This is a genomic window from Alloscardovia macacae (genome assembly GCF_002259705.1).
Classification (GTDB): Bacteria; Actinomycetota; Actinomycetes; order Actinomycetales; family Bifidobacteriaceae; genus Alloscardovia; species Alloscardovia macacae.
The window spans coordinates 276309-294113 of record NZ_MWWT01000005.1 but is presented as its reverse complement, the minus strand read 5'-3'; the positions used below and the strand labels follow the sequence as shown (position 1 = coordinate 294113).

Genomic DNA, 17805 nt, shown 5'->3' with positions numbered 1-17805 from the left:
TCTATAAACTAATAGCTTAGCGAGCTCCAGCTTCTTCATACTCGCGAACACGGTCAGCCACGAGGACGAGCATGTCCGAAAGCTTTACATCCAGTGCTTCCGTAATGGATGCGAGAAGCTCGGAACTTGCCTCCTTCTGTCCACGCTCTACTTCAGAAAGATATCCGAGGGATACACCTGCACGCTGGCTCACCTCACGCAGTGTCTTATGGTCACGCGTACGCAGTCCACGCAGTACGCTTCCCTGTACCTTGCGTAGAGAGAAGGTATCCACATCTGTCGCCTCACGCTGATGTGATGCTGATGGAGCAGGCTTCTGAACAGTCTCATCGAGTTCCGAGTTCGCCCACATGCGCGAGCGAGCTGCTTCACGTTCATTCTTCGCAGCGCGTGCCTGCTGCGCACGCAGCACCTGCTGCTGTGCTATGGCTACAGCACGAAGCTGAGCAGAAGTAAGGTTTCGCACCATGGCATTCTTACTCGCAGCGCGCTTCATTTCTTCCACTGTAGGGGTGGTCTGCTGAGTCATCTGTACAGCCGTAGAAATCATAGTGCCTCTTTTCCGTGTCGTACTAGGGATAACTGTGCCTTTCCGTTCTTTATTCCCGATTTTTTCTTTTGTGATACAGCTCACATCACGAGCGTGCTTCTCGAAGTGCTGATAGACCCAGATCGAGCGCCGCTTCTACGGCCTTCCTCCTTACCTCAGCACGACCTCCTGAAAAGTGACACTCCCGCGTCTGAACACTACCATCACTGAGCGCACATCCGAGGAATACCGTTCCTGCTGGGATGTCCCCATCTGGCCCAGGGCCTGCCACTCCGGTCGTGGAGAGGGCTATGCCAGACTGCTCTTCATTCAGCCCCTCACCGTCACATCCGAAAAGACGGAGCGCTCCGAGAGCCATAGATTCGGCAGTGAAAGAATTGACCGGACCATGAGCAGCCAGCCATTCTGAAGACACGCCGAGGATAGATACTTTCGAATCTACGGCATACGTGTTCACGCTACCGCGGTACGTGTCTGACGCTCCCGGCACACTCACGAACGCATCAGCAAGTAAACCGCCCGTGAGCGACTCTGCACAGCATATCTTCATCGCGCGCGCTCTACACAGGTCGAGCAGGTCTTCCGCCGCACTCATCTCTCACCAGCCTCGACAGCGCCATCAGAAGCCTCGACAGAATGTGCAGCCTCAGCCAGCGTCTCGACATGCTCCGCCTCTTCCTGCGGACGACCGAACGTATTCACGAGATACTCCCCACCCGAATACAGGCAGAAGAAGAGTGCGAGGAGGATAACGACCGTGCTGACTGCCACGTATATCCCCCATGCCTGAGAGTTCACGCCCCCCATAACCGTCCAGAGAGGCAGAAGAATCATCCCCAGACCTATGCACTGAGTGAGAGTCTTCAGCTTTCCCGCATTCGAGGCAGCGATGACCTTTCCGCCAGCATCGATAACGAAGAAACGCATAATGGTAATGCCCACCTCACGAATGAGGAAAAGAATAGTCACCAGCCACCACACTTCACCATTCAGGGACAGAACTACGAGCCCACCGCAGATGAGGAGCTTATCGGCTATAGGGTCCATAAGCTTTCCCAGTTCTGTCACCTGGTTATATGTACGAGCGAGGTAGCCATCGAGCTTATCTGTGGAGGCAGCCACGATGAAGAGTACTGCTGCTATCCAGCGGCTCGTCACGTTCTGGATGCCGAAGTATCCCCCATCCACAGTGAAGTAGAGGAAGGCGAACATCATGACTATGCGCACGTACGTCACGATGTTCGGCGCGCTGTTCCAGCCGTCTAGGAGAGATGGTTTTCGTGAGTCGTTCATTATAGTCTTCTTTCGTATGCAGCTTTCTCGGTGTGTGCACGTTTGCGCGATTTTCGCTTCACGGCGTTCACTGAGAATGCAGCTCGTCATTTCGTCGTAATCTAACCCTAACAGCGCTGTAGAGACACGGCCCAAGCGCCTATATAACTCTTCTCGTGCCTCTAGTATACCGTGCTGGGCATACTGAAGAGCCGCTGAAGACGGCTCGCGCCACACGGTGGGCACGCGTGCCCCCCCCACGCGCCCCCACGTGCTCGCACTTCCCTAAGCGAGCGAGCAGGATTAGCCAGCCACCTCAGTATCCGCTCCCCGCGGATTCACGTCAGCACCCGGCCCCGTACCGAAGCTCTCACTCGCGCCCGAGACCGCGCCCGGGACTGTGCCCGCACCACCAGCAGCACCCGCACCAGCACCACCCGCGCCACCACCAGCAGCACTCTCCATACTCGCCACATCTCCGCGGATAAAGGCGAGCACATCCGCCAGCTGCTCTGGCTGTACGAGCACTTCACGCGCCTTCGAGCCTTCCGATGGTCCTACGACTCCACGCGACTCGAGCAGGTCCATGAGACGTCCAGCCTTCGCGAAGCCTATGCGCAGCTTGCGCTGAAGCATGGATGTGGATCCGAACTGTGCTCCCACGACGAGTTCTGCCGCCTGGAGCAGCTCATCCATGTCGTCACCTATCTCCTCATCGATGGCTTGCTTCGTATCCTGCTGCGCTGCCATCTGCTCGATGTCCTGGCGGTACTGTGGCTTGCGCTGGGTCTTCACGAAGTCCACAGCCGCACGAATCTCGGATTCCGAGACCCACGCTCCCTGGACGCGGATAGGCTTCGGCTTACCCATAGGCAGGAAGAGTGCATCACCCTGACCGATGAGCGCTTCAGCACCCACCGAGTCGAGAATAACGCGGGAGTCTGTAGCCGAGGACGTAGCGAAAGCCAGGCGCGACGGCACGTTCGACTTAATCAGACCCGTGACCACGTCCACGGATGGTCTCTGCGTGGCCAGCACGAGGTGTATACCTGCAGCTCGTGCCAGCTGCGTAATGCGCTGGATAGAGCTCTCCACATCATTCTTCGCCACCATCATGAGGTCAGCCATCTCGTCCACGACCACGAGCAGATAAGGATATGGAGCCACTTTTCGGTTCGACCCGGCAGGAGCATGCACCTTTCCGGCGCGTACGGCCTCGTTAAAGTCTTTCACATGACGGAAGCCGAAGTACTGGAGGTCATCGTAGCGCGCGTCCATCTCCTTCACGACCCATTCGAGAGCCTGTGCGGCGCGCTTCGGGTCGGTGATGATAGGCGTGAGAAGATGCGGAATTCCGGCGTATGCGGTCAGTTCCACGCGCTTCGGGTCCACCATAATCATGCGGACTTGCTCTGGGGTGGCGCGCATGACTATGGACGTGAGCATGGAGTTTATAAAGCTGGACTTACCGGAGCCCGTCGCGCCTGCCACGAGAAGGTGTGGCATGGCGGTGAGATTCGCCGTGACGAAGTTCCCCTCCACGTCTTTTCCGAGGCCCACGGTCATCGGGTTCGTATCGTTTCGCGCTTCGTCGGAACGCAGTACGTCGCCCAGATGCACGATTTCACGGTCGATGTTCGGGATTTCTATACCGATGGCGCTCTTTCCTGGAATAGGCGAGAGTATGCGTACGTCCGAGCTCGCCACCGCGTAGGCGATGTTCTTCTGCAAGTTTGTGACTTTCTCCACCTTCACGCCCGGCCCGAGCTCCACCTCGTACTGCGTGACCGACGGCCCTCGCAGGAAGCCCACCACGTCTGCATCCACACCGAATTCCTGGAACGTCGCGCGCAGTGCCTGGATAACACGTTCGTTTGCTTCTGTACGGACCGCGTGCGGCTTTCCCTTCACGAGAACGTCGAGGCTCGGCATCTGGTAGGCATCTGTACTGGAGGTCAATTCTCCCTCTACCTCAGGGGTCGCATCTGCAGGAGCGGCCTGTGCCTGTGCCGGAGGTACTGGGGGTACTGATGCTCCCCCTTCAGCTGCACCGTTCTTCCCCACAGCCACTGTAGGGCTGACAGACAGTGCTGCTGTAGGGAGCGATGGTACAGCCATGGTAGCCGCCTCACTGGCTGCCTGCGCTCCGGCAGCCCCCACGGCTCCAGCAGCGTCCAGAGCATGGCTCGCCACACCTGCAGCATCGCTGACTATCTGGCGACCAGCCGGCGAACTGCCGGCGCCCATGACGCGCGTATCCCCTATCTCGTCTTCAAAGCGTGGACGCGCAGTGGACTGACGGTTCGCGTGGGAATCATCCTGGACGCGTACACCATTCGCGAACGCGTTATCGCCCTCGTATTCCTCGAGGCTCGTGTCCGTATCCTCGTGACGCACACGGTTAAAGAGCTTTTTCCACCACGGTAGACGGACTGGTTCCTCGTCTTCATCCGTACCATCATGATGTGGTACGCCTGCTGCGAAGCGCAGTTCACCGCCTGTCACGTCTCCGTCGAACTCTGCCTCCTGCTCAACGTCAGACTCACCATCATCCTTACGACTCAAGCCCAGAATGCGAGGAATCTCCGCTATATGTACCTGCGTAATCATGAGCAGAGCGAAGATAGCGATGAACACGAAGATGACCACCGCAAACGGCGCAGACAGTCCCCATGCCAGTGGCGAGCCTAAGGCATGGCCGAAGAGACCACCCGCCGCACGAATCGTAGCCCAGTCGAACTTCGGCTTTCCCGAAGCGAGGAGAACATCCATGATAGAGCTCACTGACCAGAGCAGCAGCACCCATCCCGAGACGACGCGCGTGTTCTCCGCCTCAAAGTTAGAATTGCGAATCAAACGGAACGCGACGAACAGCAGAACGACCGGAAGCAGCACGCTCATCATGCCGAAAGCTCCACCTGCCAGCATATGCAGGAACTGTCCTATGAAGCCATTTACGCGGAACCACTCAGAAGCTATGAGCAGGACACTGAGGATGATGAGCACGAAGCACCACGCATCGAGCCGCGTATCCGCGTCCTCGCTGTCCACACCCGAAATGTCACGCACGAGACGTGCGAAGACGCGTGGGATAAAGAGCAGTACCTTCACCCACCATACTTCCGGCTCGCGCTCAGATACATTCGCCGTCGTCGGCGCCTTTCGCCTGCCTGAACCGGAGCCCGAGGACCCGGAAGAACTTGAACGTGACGACGAGCGCGCAGACTGCGAGCCGCGCGCCGAAGAACGAGCAGATGAGCGCTCTGAGGAGCGTTCCGTGTCCTCATCTCGAGGACTGCGTGAAGATGAAGTAGTACGTGCCATAACACCATCTAGCTTAGCGAAAAACGCTGACCTCGCGGCACGCTCGAGAAAACCGCGAAACTACTCCACATTCCCCAGGTGATGCTGCACATACTCGTCCGCAGCCGCGTCGAAAGCATCATAGTCACCGCGGTCCGCCGCGGCCACCACCTCGAGCGCTTGCGAGACGAGGTCGTCGGCCGTCGCATTCAGCCAGTGCACGCGCGGGTCGCGCCCGAACCAGCCCATTTGCTTACGCGCTAGGCGCTTGGTCTTCTGCGCGATGTCTGCATACGCCTCGTCAGCACTCATCTGGCCGTCGAGCAGAGCCATGATTTGCGGATAGCCGAGCGCGCGACTGGCTGTCGTGGACAGGTGCCCTCGTAGCGCACGCACTTCATCCTCGAATCCCGCCTTACGCATGAGCTCCGTACGTAGGTCTATCTTCTCGTCGAGCACATCACGCGGTAGGTCCAGACCTATCTGCACGGTGGGAATCACGTAAGAATAGCGCGGCAGGCTCGCGGAGAATGGCCGGCCTGTGAGCTCGATGACTTCGAGAGCTCGGATAGTACGGCGGACATTACGAGCATCCATACGCGCTGCTGCCTCCGGGTCTTTCTCCGCGAGCTCTGCGAAAAGCGCCTGCTCACCGATGCGCTCAGCGCGTTCTTCCACCCGAGCACGCACGTCCGGATCCGTGCCTGGGAACTCGATGGCATCGATGGCCGCTCGGGCGTAGAGTCCCGACCCTCCCACGAGGATGGGCCGCACTCCCCTTTCCTGCAGCCGTCCTATGCAGTCACGTGCCAGCTGCTGGAAGCGCGCCACAGACATATCCTCGCTCGGCTCGATGATGTCCAGAAGATGGTGTGGTACACGCGCCTGCTCTTCGGCGCTCGCTTTTGCTGTACCGATGTCCATGTGGCGGTACATCTGGTAGGCGTCGGCGTTCACTATCTCGCAGGGCTGGCTTCCCGCTGCCCCAGCTACCCCGGCTTCCCCTGCTGCCCCAGCTGCTCTCGACGACCCCAGTGCCTCTGCGAGCGCGATGGCCAGAGCCGTCTTTCCCGAAGCCGTGGGACCGATGATGGAGATGACTTTAGTGTCGGACGGCATACGTGTCCCCCGCCTGTACATTCGCATCACTGATAAGGTAGTGTCCGTGACTCTCGGTGACCGTACAGGTCACGAAATCTCCCACTCCCGGCGTCTCACATCCTTCCGGCACACGCACGTGCACGAGATTCCCTCCGCGGTCTCGCCCAGAGATGCGATGCGTAGCCGCGTCCTTAAATCCACGCGCTTCGGTAATCATCACCTCCACGTCGCGACCCACCATGGAGGCCATAATCTCCTCCGAGATACTCTCCTGCAGGGCGTGCAGCCTCTCGAAGCGCTCGTGTGCCACATGCGGTGGCACTTGCTCCATAGTGGCTGCAGGAGTGCCAGGACGTGGCGAGTACTCGAAGATAAAGGCGGAGGTAAAGCGCGCACGACGCACGGCATCCATCGTGGCCTGGAAGTCTTCCTCAGTCTCACCCGGGAATCCCACGATGATGTCGGTGGTGATGTGCGCATCCGGCATGGCAGCGCGCACGGAGTCGAGGATGCCCATGAATTTACTCATGCGGTAGCTGCGGCGCATAGCACGCAGCACTTTATCCGAGCCGGACTGCAGTGGCATGTGCAGCTGTGGCATGACGTTCGGCGTGCTGGCCATCGCCTCGATGACGTCTGGCGTGAATGCGGCCGGATGTGGCGAGGTAAAACGCACCCGCTCGAGACCCTCTATCTGACCGCACGCGCGCAGAAGTTTACTGAAGGCGTAGCGGTCACCGGTGGAATAGCCGAAAGAATTGACATTCTGGCCGAGCAGCGTAATCTCTTTCATCCCGCGCGCCACGCAGCGCTCTATCTCAGCGAGGATATCTCCCGGACGGCGGTCACGCTCTTTACCGCGCACGGCCGGCACGATGCAGAAGGTGCACGTATTATTACAGCCCACCGAGATGGACACCCAGCCGCTGACGCGCGATCCGCGAACCGTCGGCAGCTCGCTCGGAAAGCTCGTCAGCTCCGTGGCCACCTGAACTTGCGGCTCGCTCGTGCGGCGCGCTTCGTGGAGGAGCGCGGTCAGGTCGCCGATGTTCTTCGTTCCGAAGACCGCGTCCACCCACGGCGCCTGCTCGGTAATGCGCTGACGGTCCTTCTGCGCCATGCAGCCGCCCACCGCTATCTGCATGCCCGGACGGTTGCGCTTGAGCTGGGCGTACTGGCCGAGCGTTCCGTACATGCGCGACGTCGCGTTCTCGCGCACGGCACACGTGTTCAGCACGATGAGGTCCACATTCTGTGCGTCCACCTCGCTCGGCGTAGCCTTGCGGTATCCGTCCGCTTCGAGCACGCCGGCTATGCGCTCGGAGTCGTGCGCGTTCATCTGACAGCCGAGCGTATGCACGTAGTATGCGGGCCGTGCGTCTGCTTTTTCGGCCAATTCTCCCTCGCGCTCACTGGCCGTCATCATGTCTTCATTCATACAGACGATATTAGCGAAATTTCGCCAGTCGCATGCTCCGAGTGTCTGCGGGTGCTCCGCGGTATGCATGCGCTATACTAGGTGAGGTTTAAAAAGACTTAAACATACGCTTAAGCACTTAAGCATTATAGAAGGTGGACTATGATACTCGACAGGCAGACTCCGCTGAGCCTCGCGGACATCACGCAGGCTCTGCTCATGCTGCGCGACTCCGTACCTCAGATAGACACTCCGCGCAGCGAAGAAGACGTGGTGCAGTTTAGCCGCGACTTCGAGAACCTCATGCAGGGATACCGTGGGGCCATGCACGAGATCAGCACGAAACTCGAGATCCTCGACGACGAATACCAGACGCGCTATAGCCATAATCCTATCCACCATATGGAAAGGCGTATGAAGTCGGTGAAGTCCATCGCTGGGAAACTCGCCGCACATCATCACGCGCTGACTATAGCGGACATCGAGGCGAATGTCTTCGACGTGGCCGGTATCCGCGTCATGTGTAATTACATCGATGACGTCTATGCCATAGCCAGCATGCTCAGCCGTCAGAGCGATATCCGCATTCTCGAAGTGAAGGATTATATCAAGCATCCGAAGGAGTCGGGATATCGCAGTCTCCACGTCATCTACAGCGTGCCCGTCTTCCTGACCACGGGAGCGAAGGATATTCCTGTGGAAGTGCAGTTCCGCACTATTTCTATGGATTACTGGGCGAGCCTCGAACACCGTTTGCGCTATAAAAGCTCCTCTGACCCTGAGCGTGTGGCACGTCACGCGCAGACGTTGCAGGATGCTGCGCGCGACCTCTACGACATCGATGTGAAGCTGCAGAATGTGCACCGCGACCTCGTGTCGGCGCCGCGCGCAGCTGAGCTGGAGTAGGGGTACCTTTTCTCAGACTCATCCAGTATGATGGAGCACACAAACGACAAAGGATGGATATTATGGCAGATTACACTTCGACGCCACAGCCTATGGATCAGACTCAGTACCAGCAGCCGTACATAGACGCCACGTCCACCGTGGAGTACGAGCGCGCTGAACGCTCCTCCATAGCCCGCATTTATGGAGAAATGACTCTCGGCCTGCTCGTCACAGCAGTAGCCGCATATGGCTCTTTCGCCTCGGGTCTGTACTACTCCTTCCTCGCGTCCACGGGTCGCTTCGGCCTCATCGCTCTGGTGGTGGGTCAGATAGCAGTGGTCATCGCCCTGTCCGCGCGCGCACTGAAGATGAATCCTACCACCGCACGCCTGTGCTTCTATCTCTATGCAGCGCTCATGGGCTTCACGCTGAGTAACATCTTCGCTGTGTATTCCTTCGGGAACATCGTGACCGCGCTCGTCTTTACTGCTCTCTTCTTCCTGGCGCTGACTATGTTCGCACTGACTACGAAGATGAACCTCTTAAAAATGGGACCTATCCTCACTGTGGCTCTCATCGTGCTCATCGTGGCTGAAGTCATCATGCTGTTCATGGGCATGAGCACGAGCACCATGCTGCTGTCGGCTATCACGCTCATCATCTTCGCCGGCTTCACCGCGTATGACGCTCAGGTGGCTCGCGCGCTCTTCTCCCAGTATGCGCAGGACACCGTTATGATGAAGCGCGTATCCATTCTGTGCGCACTGAGCCTGTACCTCGACTTCATTAACTTCTTCCTCTCGCTGCTGAACATTATGTCGAGCCGCGACTAGGATTCGTTTTTCGGGGGCGTGCCTGCGCGTGCGGGTGTGCCCTTTTTTTATGTCAATTTTCCCGGGTCCCTTCGACTCCTCACTTCTCGAGCACGTTGTGTGTAAATCGTCTCACTCAAGCCGTCTTTTTAGCTCTTTTTCAGCGTGATTTTCGTAGAAAGTGAGACGATTTACACACAACGTGGCCGCGAGAGTACCTAGCGCGCTTCCTCCTGCGGCCAGAACCTGTCCACGACCATGCGGATGACGAGCCACACGAGCACCGACACCACACTCACGCCGAGCGTGACCCACGCACTCGAGCCTGACGGAATGTGCAGCTGGAAGAATTGGGCTACGAACGGTATGAACGCTCCAGCCACGCCCGCGCAGGCGAAGAACGCCACGAGCCAGCCGCGCCACGAACGCAGCGGACGGGCGATGGACGCCAGCATAACGATGCCGAGAACGAACAGGACAGTCACGTTTATGGTCCGCAGCTCAGTCAGATGCGCACTCACGTCGCCCCAGCCCATCAGAGCAGGAACCGCAAGCGTGGATGCCAGCACGCTCAGACCAGTAGCGAGACCCGCCGGAACAGCCACATGGATGACGCGTCGTAAGAAACCCGGAATATAGCGGCGCGTATTCGGAGCGAGAGCCAGCAGGAAGGCCGGCGTACCGATGGTAAACCAGCCGATGTAGGTCATGTGGCGCGGCAGATACGGGAAGTTCAGACCGAGCAGAACCACACCGAGCGAAATGACCACAGAATACGTAGTCTTCACGAGGAAGAGGCTCGCCACACGCTCCATATTCGCCATGACCTGGCGACCGCGGGCCACCACGTCCGGCAAGTGCGAGAAGAGCGAATCCACGAGAACCACCTGCGCCACAGCCTTCGTAGCCGGAGCAGCATTACCCATAGCGATGCCGAGGTCAGCTTCCTTCAAAGCCAAAGCGTCATTCACACCATCACCGGTCATAGCCACGGTATGTCCCTGCGTGTGCAGCGCCTGAACGATGAGCTTCTTCTGGTTCGGCAGGACACGTCCTACCACATCCACATTCTCGAGCACCTTCGCCACCTCTTCAGGAGTGTCCGGGAGCTCACGCGCATCCAGGAAGCGCGGCGCGCTATCCCCTGTCAGCTTCACCTTGTGTGCGATGGCGGCTACAGTGCGTGGATTATCTCCTGAAATGACGCGAGCGCGCACGCCCTGCTCACGGAACCATGCGAGAGTCTTTTCGGCATCCTCACGGACGGATTCAGAACAGACGATGAGTGCGCGAACGCGAGCACGTGGATCGATGTGTGGTGTCTCCTCCTCAGACACGCTGCCAGCGTCCGTCACGTCCACAGACATATCTACAGACGCCAGCACGAGTACGCGCGCGCCCGTGGCAGCTCGCTCCTGAACCAGCTCCAGTACACGAGTCGAGTCCTCATCCAGTGCCGAGGTAACTATCTCCGGAGCGCCGAAGTACCAGCGTGTCACACGCGCCTCACCGCTGTCGGACTGCTCGGCGCGCAGCACCACCGAGCTCCATTTGCGAGCAGACGAGAACGGAACGCGGGTGAGTACCTGCACACCAGCGAAAGTCGTACTCGCCGAGACGCCTTCACGCGCAAGACCTTCACGCGCAAGACCTTCCTGCGCGAGACCTTCCTGCACAGCTGTGGCCGTAGGATTCGGGGTTTCTTCGTTCGTCACATGCCAGAGTGCGCGCTTCACCTCAGCGTCTGCTCGACCGCCCGCGCGACCGTCACCCAGCACCACCACATCATCCAGCGCGATGCCGCCATCGGTGAGTGTCCCCGTCTTATCGAGGTTCAGCGCATCCACGCGAGCCAGCGTCTCCACAGCATCGAGCTCCTGGACGAGAGTGTTCTTCCGAGATAAGCGTAAGGCCGCGAGTGCGAAGTTCAGCGAGGTGAGCAGCACGAGACCTTCCGGAATGAGCCCCACGATGCCGGCCACAGCCTGCACTACGGCCTGCCTCCACGCGCCCGAGGCCAGCGCCACCGAAAATCCGCCCGCCAGCCGCATCTGCGACCAGATGAGCAGCGCGCACAGCGGCACCACGATGACGATCATGAAGCGCAGGATCTTATTTATCCCCTCGTTAATATCCGAGCGCGTCTTCGTAAAGACTTTCGCCTCGGCGGTCAGTTTCGCCGCATAAGAGTCCTCTCCCACAGCCGAAACGCGCACGAGCGCCGAGCCGGAGACCACAGTCGCCCCCGAGTACACCGTGTCTCCCGGCTTTTTCGTCACTGTGCGTGACTCGCCAGTGAGCATGGATTCGTCGAGCTCTACGCCATAGTCTTCGAGAACGATACCATCCGCTGGCACTTGCTCGCCGGACTTCACCCACAGCACGTCGTCGAGGACTATCTCGTCATGGCTGACCTGCACATCGGCACCGTCGCGCCGTACGGTATGCTGCGCTGCGATGAGAATGGAGAGCTTGTCGAGCGCCAGTTTCGACTTCACTTCTGTGGCCACGCCTATGGCGGTATTAATGATGATGACCACGCCGAAGACCGCATCTTTCCAGTCTCCCGTGATGAGCACGAGCAGCATGGCAGCGAAGATAATGCCGTTAAAAAGAGTAAAAATGTTCGCGCGGATGATCTCGCCGATGGAGCGCGAGGTTTTCGACGAGACGCGGTTTGCCTGCCCGCGCGCGACGCGTGCCTCCACTTCAGCGCGTGTGAGTCCAGAGATATCGCTCATAGTATTACTCCTCTTCTTCTATCCGCGTGGAGATGACGTCCGCGTGCGGCCGGTCTTCCACCACGCTCATGATGGCCTCGTACGCGCTCGTCCTGCCGTCTGCGTTCAGGTTCCAGTATGCGGCTTCATACAGGCTGTCAATTCCCCCGCTTCTTTCAGCGCTCGCATTCTCGCAGTAAATGATGACGGGAATGACGCGACTGCGCGCATTTTTCAGGATGGACATCCAGCTGTCTGCGCCACCATCCGCCAGTGCTGAGCATGGGAGCAGGAGCACGCGCGAGAAAGTATCCAGTGCGCTTCGAGCATGTGCGAGCTGCTCAGCGCGCGTGGCGGACGTCCAGTACTGAACGCTTAAGCCCACGGAGGCATTCCCCACACCATTCTGGATGAGCTCTGCCGCGCGGCGCGCAGCGCGCACAGCCTCCGTCTCACTGGTCAGGGGAGCTATCATATCCACGCGGATATCCTGAGGGTCTCCATCATCATCACGCGGTACGTACTGGCCTGCCGTCTGAGGGGTATAGCTATGCCCCACTGCCGTATGCGACGCGAGCGCACAGCCAGAAAGCCCCACGAGAAGGGTGCCCACTAGCAGTGCGCTCGTCATCAGTCGTGTATCCATCCACCTCATGGATACTAGTTTACAAAATCCCCTGTTCCGTCAGGAAGGTCTTCGCCACATCTGCTGGTTTCTTCCCCTGAACATTCACCTCGTAGTTCATATGGCTCATTTGTTCTTCGGTGATCTTCCCGGCGAGCTTATCGAGGATGCCTTCGAGCTGAGGATACTTCTTCAGAGTCTCTTCGCGCATAAGAGGAGCGCCCTGGTACGGTGGGAAGAGATGTTTATCATCCTTGAGGATAGTGAGGTTATACTGTGCTATCTGGCTGTCTGTGGAGTACGCATCCACCACCTGGACGTCCCCATTCTCTATGGCCTGGTAGCGCAAGGCTGGCTCCATGGTGGCCACGTTCAGATTCAGGCCGTACACGCTCGCCAGTCCCTTTCCACCGTCCTCGCGGTCGTTAAACTCCAGCGAGAATCCAGCACGCGCCGAATCCTGGACCTTCGCGAGGTCGGAGATGCTCGTGAGGCCATTCGCCTGGGCATAGTCAGTCTTTACTGCGAGAGCATACGTGTTCTGATACTGCATAGGCTTAAGCAGGGCGAGATTATCCTGAGCGAGGATGCCGTCACGCGCAGCCTTATACACAGCTTCCGAGTCCGTGCCCGCATTCGGCACCTTTTTCAGCAGCGACGAGGTGACCGTTCCTGTAAATTCTGGATAAATGTCTATCTTTCCTGCCTTCAGTGCGTTATACACGAAGGTGGTTTTTCCGAAGTTCGGCTTTACTTCTACAGTGATGGAGCTATTCTTCTCGATGAGCTGCTTATACATGTTCATGAGAATCTCCGGCTCCGAGCCGAGCTTTCCCGCCACCACGAGATGCCCGCTCGCGCCGGCACCAGACGACGGCATCATGCGCGCCGCAGCAGGAACAGCATAGGATGCTCCGAGCGCCACAGCGAGAGCCACGAAGGTAGCAGCCACACGCCGCGCGGAAAGCCGGCTCATCCACGCGATGCCGTAATGCGCGAGCACGGCCAGTACAGCAGAGGACAGTGCACCGATGAGGATGAGCGCCGTATCATTCCGGTCTATGCCCAGCAGAATGAAGGAACCGAGACCACCCGCACCGATGAGCGCTGCGAGTGTGGCTGTACCGATGATCATCACTGCAGACAGGCGCACACCCGCCATAATCACCGGCATAGCCAGCGCCACGCGGTAGGTGCGCAGCTTTTCCCATTCCGTCATACCGAATGCCTCTCCCGCCTCTTCGAGCTGCGGATCGATCTGACGAAGACCAGTGAGTGTATTCTGAAGAATTGGAAAAATGGCATAAATAACCAGAGCCGTCACCGCCGGAACTGTGCCGATACCCATAAACGGAATAAACAGCCCCAGCAAAGCCATGGACGGAATAGTCTGGAAGATGGCCGCTACCTGCACGAACGCATCCGAAACGCGCGACCAGCGCTGAATGAGCAGAGCCAGAGGCAGAGCGATAATGATGGACAGCATGAGCGCCAGCAGCGAGATCTGCACGTGCTGGCCGAGCGCCACGAGCCAGTCGCCACGCCTGTCCATAAAAGTAGTGATGATATCCTGCATTCTTTACTCCCCCTCGAAAAGCTCGCTCACGAAGCCCGTCGCCGCGTGATTCTTCACCTCATCCGGCGTTCCTATCTGCTCGATGACGCCATTATGCACCACGCACACGCGGTCGGCGAGCTTCAGCGCCTCACTCATGTCATGTGTGACGAAGACCACCGTCACGTGAAAATCCTCATGCAGCATCTTCACGAGATCCTGGAGCTGCGTGCGGCTCAGCGGGTCGAGTGCAGAGAACGGCTCATCCATGAGGATGACATCTGGACGCGTGATGAGCGCACGCAGAATGCCCACGCGCTGCGCCTCACCGCCAGACAGATCTGCCGGCATACGCTGGGCATACTGATCATATGGCAGTCCCACGCGGTCTAAGAGCTCACGCGCCTGCTCCTCGATGCGCGACTCGTCCCACTTTTTCATCTTCGCGATGAGAGCGATGTTCTGTAGTACCGTCAGATTCGGGAACAGACTGCCCGTCTGCAGCACGTATCCTGTGTTCAATCGCAGCTCGCGCAGATCCGTATCCGCCACGCGCCGTCCGTTTATGCGCACGTCCCCGTCCGTCGGCGCTTCGAGACCGTTAATCATGCGCAGCATGGTGGTCTTTCCCGAACCGGACGGTCCCACGAGCACGAAAAACTCGCCGTCCTCGATAGTAAAATTCGCACCACTGAGGACATTCTTTCCGTCGTAGCTTTTCCCGACGTTCTGGAATTCTATCATTTCTCTCCCTCGTTCAGGTGATCTGTTAAGTTCTGCACTATCCGTTCGAGCATGTTTTCGAACGTTTTCTGCTCGTCCGCGCTCATGCCGCGATAGAAAATCTCGCCGAGCTGCTCGCTGGCTGTGTCCGAGAGACGGCTTTGCTCGCGACCCGCATCCGTGAGAATGTAGTACTTTTTTCTCCCGTCGTTCGGGCAGGTGCGCTGCTCGATAAATCCGGCCACTTCGAGCTTTTTCAGCATGACGGAGAGCGTGTTTTTCGCGTTTCCTGTGGCAAGCGATAGATCGGTGGTCGTCATTTCGTCATGTCTGGCGAGCTGCCAGATGACTTTGCTCTGTTCGCTCGTGATGCGCACACCGTCCTGCCGCGCGAACAGCCGCGCGAAGAGCTGTCCGTTCAGCGCCCGCGCTTTAGCGAGCAGGCTACCCGCGTGTGCGTAGTCTTTCTGGGCCAATTTTCCCTCACCTTCTCAGTTAGTTCTAATTAGAACTATATTCCCGTGCGTAGACGAGTGCTCTGGGGAGAATGCCCGAGATAGATCCACGTATCCTTCAGAAGTATCCCTTTATTCAAAAATCTATCTATGAGCGACCTGACTGCTTGCGAGGCTGAACTGTGTCGTACGGGGAATGCCGAGCTTAAGGCCCTCGACTCGCCGTGGACTTCTACGGCGCAGGCACATCCTCTTCGTCGCGGATGCCGGGGATCTAGTAGACGCACAAGGGGCTGCATATGCAGCCCCTTGTCTTTTACTTATAATCCTCCACGTCAAACTTCCGGTCTTTAAAGTAATAATCCCGGTCTTCCTCCGTAATCTTCCGAATCACGCGAGCCGGATTACCCACGGCCACGCTCCACGCCGGAATATCCTTCGTCACCACAGATCCACCGCCGATGACCACGTTATCTCCTATGGTCACGCCGGGCATGATGCTCACGCTTCCACCTATCCACACGTTATTCCCTATGGTTACTGGAATGCCATACTCATAGCCAGAGTTACGGCTGTCCGGGTGTAGTGGGTGCCCGGCGGTATAGATGGACACATTCGGAGCACACAGCACATTATCGCCTATGACCACCTCGCCAGGGTCGAGAATGGTGAGGTTATAGTTCGCGAAGAACCCCTTCCCTACCTTAATATTCGTACCGTAGTCACAGTGGAACGGGGCTTCTATCCACGCAGTCTTCCCACCCTCACCGAGGATAGCATCCAGCAGCTCTGGAATGCGGTCCATGTGGTCAGGATGAAGATGATTAAACTCATACAGCTTTTTCTTACATTCCAGACGTTCTTCATCCAGCCCATCCATGTCTGCCACATACGGCAGCGCTGCGAGCATACGCTCTTTCTGGTTCTGATCATGCCGGTTCATACGCGGTCCTTTCTCACACATACTCCTATCACTATACCCACGATCGCAGGAGCGACCCACCCCATGCCGAGATCCGCGAGGGGAAGATGGGTAGCGACGATGGTGAACGGGAAGGCTAGAGGAGGAATTGGACTCAGGACAGAAGACAGAAGCTGAACCCCAGCAGCCAGAACGGTAAAGCCCATCCCCCACGCGAAAACGCTAGGACGATACGCGAACGTACGGCCGGCCGCGCACAGCACCATGAGAACGATGGTCAGCGGATAGAGGAACAGGAGCACCGGAATGGAGAACGCGATAATGGCATCCAAGCCCGCGTTCGCGATGACGAACGAGACCGCCGTAAACGTGAGCGCGTAAAAACGGTAGCTCAGCGGCCGCGCATTCTCGCCACGCCCCATCCGAGGGAAAAGCTCACTAAACGTACTGCCCAGCGAGGTAATAAGCCCCACAGATGTCTTCAAGCACGCCACCGTAATAATCACGCCCAGCAGCACGCCGCCAGCCGTTCCATAATAGTGCTCGGCGATGGCGAAAAGCGCCGTACCGCCATCCGCACTCACGCCGAGCAGCGCCGCAGACTGCGCGCCCACGACGGTGAGCAGAACGTAAATGATAACCATGGCAGCTGAAGCGAAAAATCCCGAACGCATGGCAGAACTCGCGGTATGCTCGGCCTTTTTCACGCCAAGTCCGCGGATGGCGTCCACGAGGATAACGCCGAAGGCCAGCGACGCGAGCGCGTCCATCGTATTATATCCTTCGAGGAAGCCTGTAAAGAAGGACTGCGTACCGCTCGCGTAAGCAGGAGTCTGCGGAGCCACGGCAGCGAGCGAGCCCATAGGTCGCACGAGCGCCGTGATCAGGAGAATGGCGAGAACGCTGAGGAAGAGCGGGTTAAGGATACGTCCCACCCAGTCGAGAATGCGACTCGGCCTCAAGCTAAAGAACAGAACGAGCGCGAAGAAGGCGAGAGAGAACACCGCGAGCGCGACCGTCTGCGCAGTACCGTCCGCTATGCCGGCCTGCCTGAGCAGGGGCACGACACCTACCTGAAAGGAGACGGTGGCCGTACGCGGCACGGCAAACAGCGGCCCGATGGTCAGATACAGCGCCACCGTGAAGAAGTACGCGAAGCCTTTTCCTACGCGCAGGCACATGTCGAACAAGCTCGCACTTTCCGAGATGGCGAAGGCTACGATGCCGAGCAGTGGCAGACCCACGCCCGTAATACAGAATCCGAGCGCCGCCTGCCAGCTGAGCGCGCCGGCATTCTGCCCCATACTGACCGGGAAGATAAGATTTCCCGCGCCGAAGAACAGCCCGAACAGCATGGACGCGACGACGAGCGTCTGCCGCGCGCTCAGACGTGAGACTTCTGTGCGTTCTGGATGTGTCATATTCTCTCTTCTCTCGTTTGTAGCTTTAGGCCAAATAGCGA

Annotated in this window: 15 protein-coding genes; 2 read left to right on the top strand and 13 right to left on the bottom strand. The window is 58.3% G+C overall.

Annotated elements, in window-relative coordinates:
• Window positions 1-16: 16 nt before the first annotated feature.
• The 6 genes from ALMA_RS03980 to miaB form a co-directional block, all read right to left on the bottom strand.
• Window positions 17-550: a helix-turn-helix domain-containing protein gene (locus ALMA_RS03980; RefSeq protein WP_094726454.1), complete on the bottom strand. Its 534-nt coding sequence runs from the start codon at window positions 548-550 to the stop codon at window positions 17-19.
• An 85-nt stretch (window positions 551-635) separates the two neighbouring features.
• Window positions 636-1145: a CinA family protein gene (locus tag ALMA_RS03975; protein WP_094726453.1), complete on the bottom strand. Its 510-nt coding sequence runs from the start codon at window positions 1143-1145 to the stop codon at window positions 636-638.
• Window positions 1142-1843, bottom strand: a complete 702-nt coding sequence (gene pgsA / locus ALMA_RS03970) for a CDP-diacylglycerol--glycerol-3-phosphate 3-phosphatidyltransferase (RefSeq protein WP_094726452.1) — start codon at window positions 1841-1843, stop codon at window positions 1142-1144. The genes ALMA_RS03975 and pgsA overlap by 4 nt, the downstream gene beginning before the upstream one ends.
• Before the next feature lie 282 nt (window positions 1844-2125).
• Window positions 2126-5146, bottom strand: a complete 3021-nt coding sequence (locus tag ALMA_RS03965) for a DNA translocase FtsK (protein ID WP_244568856.1) — start codon at window positions 5144-5146, stop codon at window positions 2126-2128.
• Between the two features lie 60 nt (window positions 5147-5206).
• The gene (miaA, locus tag ALMA_RS03960; protein WP_094726451.1) at window positions 5207-6244 is read right to left on the bottom strand and encodes a tRNA (adenosine(37)-N6)-dimethylallyltransferase MiaA; all 1038 of its coding nucleotides are present in this window, start codon (window positions 6242-6244) and stop codon (window positions 5207-5209) included.
• Window positions 6228-7664 (bottom strand): tRNA (N6-isopentenyl adenosine(37)-C2)-methylthiotransferase MiaB, encoded by a 1437-nt coding sequence (gene miaB, locus ALMA_RS03955; protein ID WP_094726643.1) that lies wholly within the window; start codon window positions 7662-7664, stop codon window positions 6228-6230. The genes miaA and miaB overlap by 17 nt, the downstream gene beginning before the upstream one ends.
• Window positions 7665-7805: 141 nt before the next feature.
• On the opposite strand from miaB, the gene ALMA_RS03950 reads away from it, so the two are divergent.
• Window positions 7806-8549, top strand: coding sequence for a GTP pyrophosphokinase (locus ALMA_RS03950; RefSeq protein ID WP_086107013.1), 744 nt, complete (start codon window positions 7806-7808; stop codon window positions 8547-8549).
• A gap of 62 nt (window positions 8550-8611) precedes the next feature.
• Window positions 8612-9364 (top strand): Bax inhibitor-1/YccA family protein, encoded by a 753-nt coding sequence (locus ALMA_RS03945; RefSeq protein WP_244568855.1) that lies wholly within the window; start codon window positions 8612-8614, stop codon window positions 9362-9364.
• A gap of 197 nt (window positions 9365-9561) precedes the next feature.
• Here ALMA_RS03945 and ALMA_RS03940 read toward each other — a convergent pair whose 3' ends face one another.
• The 7 genes from ALMA_RS03940 to brnQ form a co-directional block, all read right to left on the bottom strand.
• Window positions 9562-12084 carry an HAD-IC family P-type ATPase gene (locus ALMA_RS03940; protein WP_094726449.1) on the bottom strand — a complete coding sequence of 841 codons (2523 nt, stop codon included), beginning with the start codon at window positions 12082-12084 and terminating at the stop codon, window positions 9562-9564.
• A 4-nt stretch (window positions 12085-12088) separates the two neighbouring features.
• A complete protein-coding gene (locus ALMA_RS03935; protein WP_148140247.1) occupies window positions 12089-12709 on the bottom strand; it encodes a hypothetical protein in 621 nt (206 codons plus the stop codon).
• Window positions 12710-12728: 19 nt separating this feature from the next.
• Complete coding sequence (locus ALMA_RS03930) at window positions 12729-14264, bottom strand: ABC transporter permease/substrate-binding protein (protein ID WP_094726447.1); 1536 nt, start codon at window positions 14262-14264, stop codon at window positions 12729-12731.
• 3 nt (window positions 14265-14267) lie between these two features.
• A complete protein-coding gene (locus ALMA_RS03925; protein WP_094726446.1) occupies window positions 14268-14987 on the bottom strand; it encodes an ATP-binding cassette domain-containing protein in 720 nt (239 codons plus the stop codon).
• A complete protein-coding gene (locus ALMA_RS03920) occupies window positions 14984-15442 on the bottom strand; it encodes a MarR family winged helix-turn-helix transcriptional regulator (protein WP_094726445.1) in 459 nt (152 codons plus the stop codon). Before ALMA_RS03920 ends, ALMA_RS03925 begins: the two co-directional genes overlap by 4 nt.
• A gap of 295 nt (window positions 15443-15737) precedes the next feature.
• Window positions 15738-16364, bottom strand: coding sequence for a sugar O-acetyltransferase (locus ALMA_RS03915; RefSeq protein WP_094726444.1), 627 nt, complete (start codon window positions 16362-16364; stop codon window positions 15738-15740).
• Complete coding sequence (gene brnQ / locus ALMA_RS03910) at window positions 16361-17764, bottom strand: branched-chain amino acid transport system II carrier protein (protein ID WP_094726443.1); 1404 nt, start codon at window positions 17762-17764, stop codon at window positions 16361-16363. Before brnQ ends, ALMA_RS03915 begins: the two co-directional genes overlap by 4 nt.
• Window positions 17765-17805 lie beyond the last annotated feature (41 nt).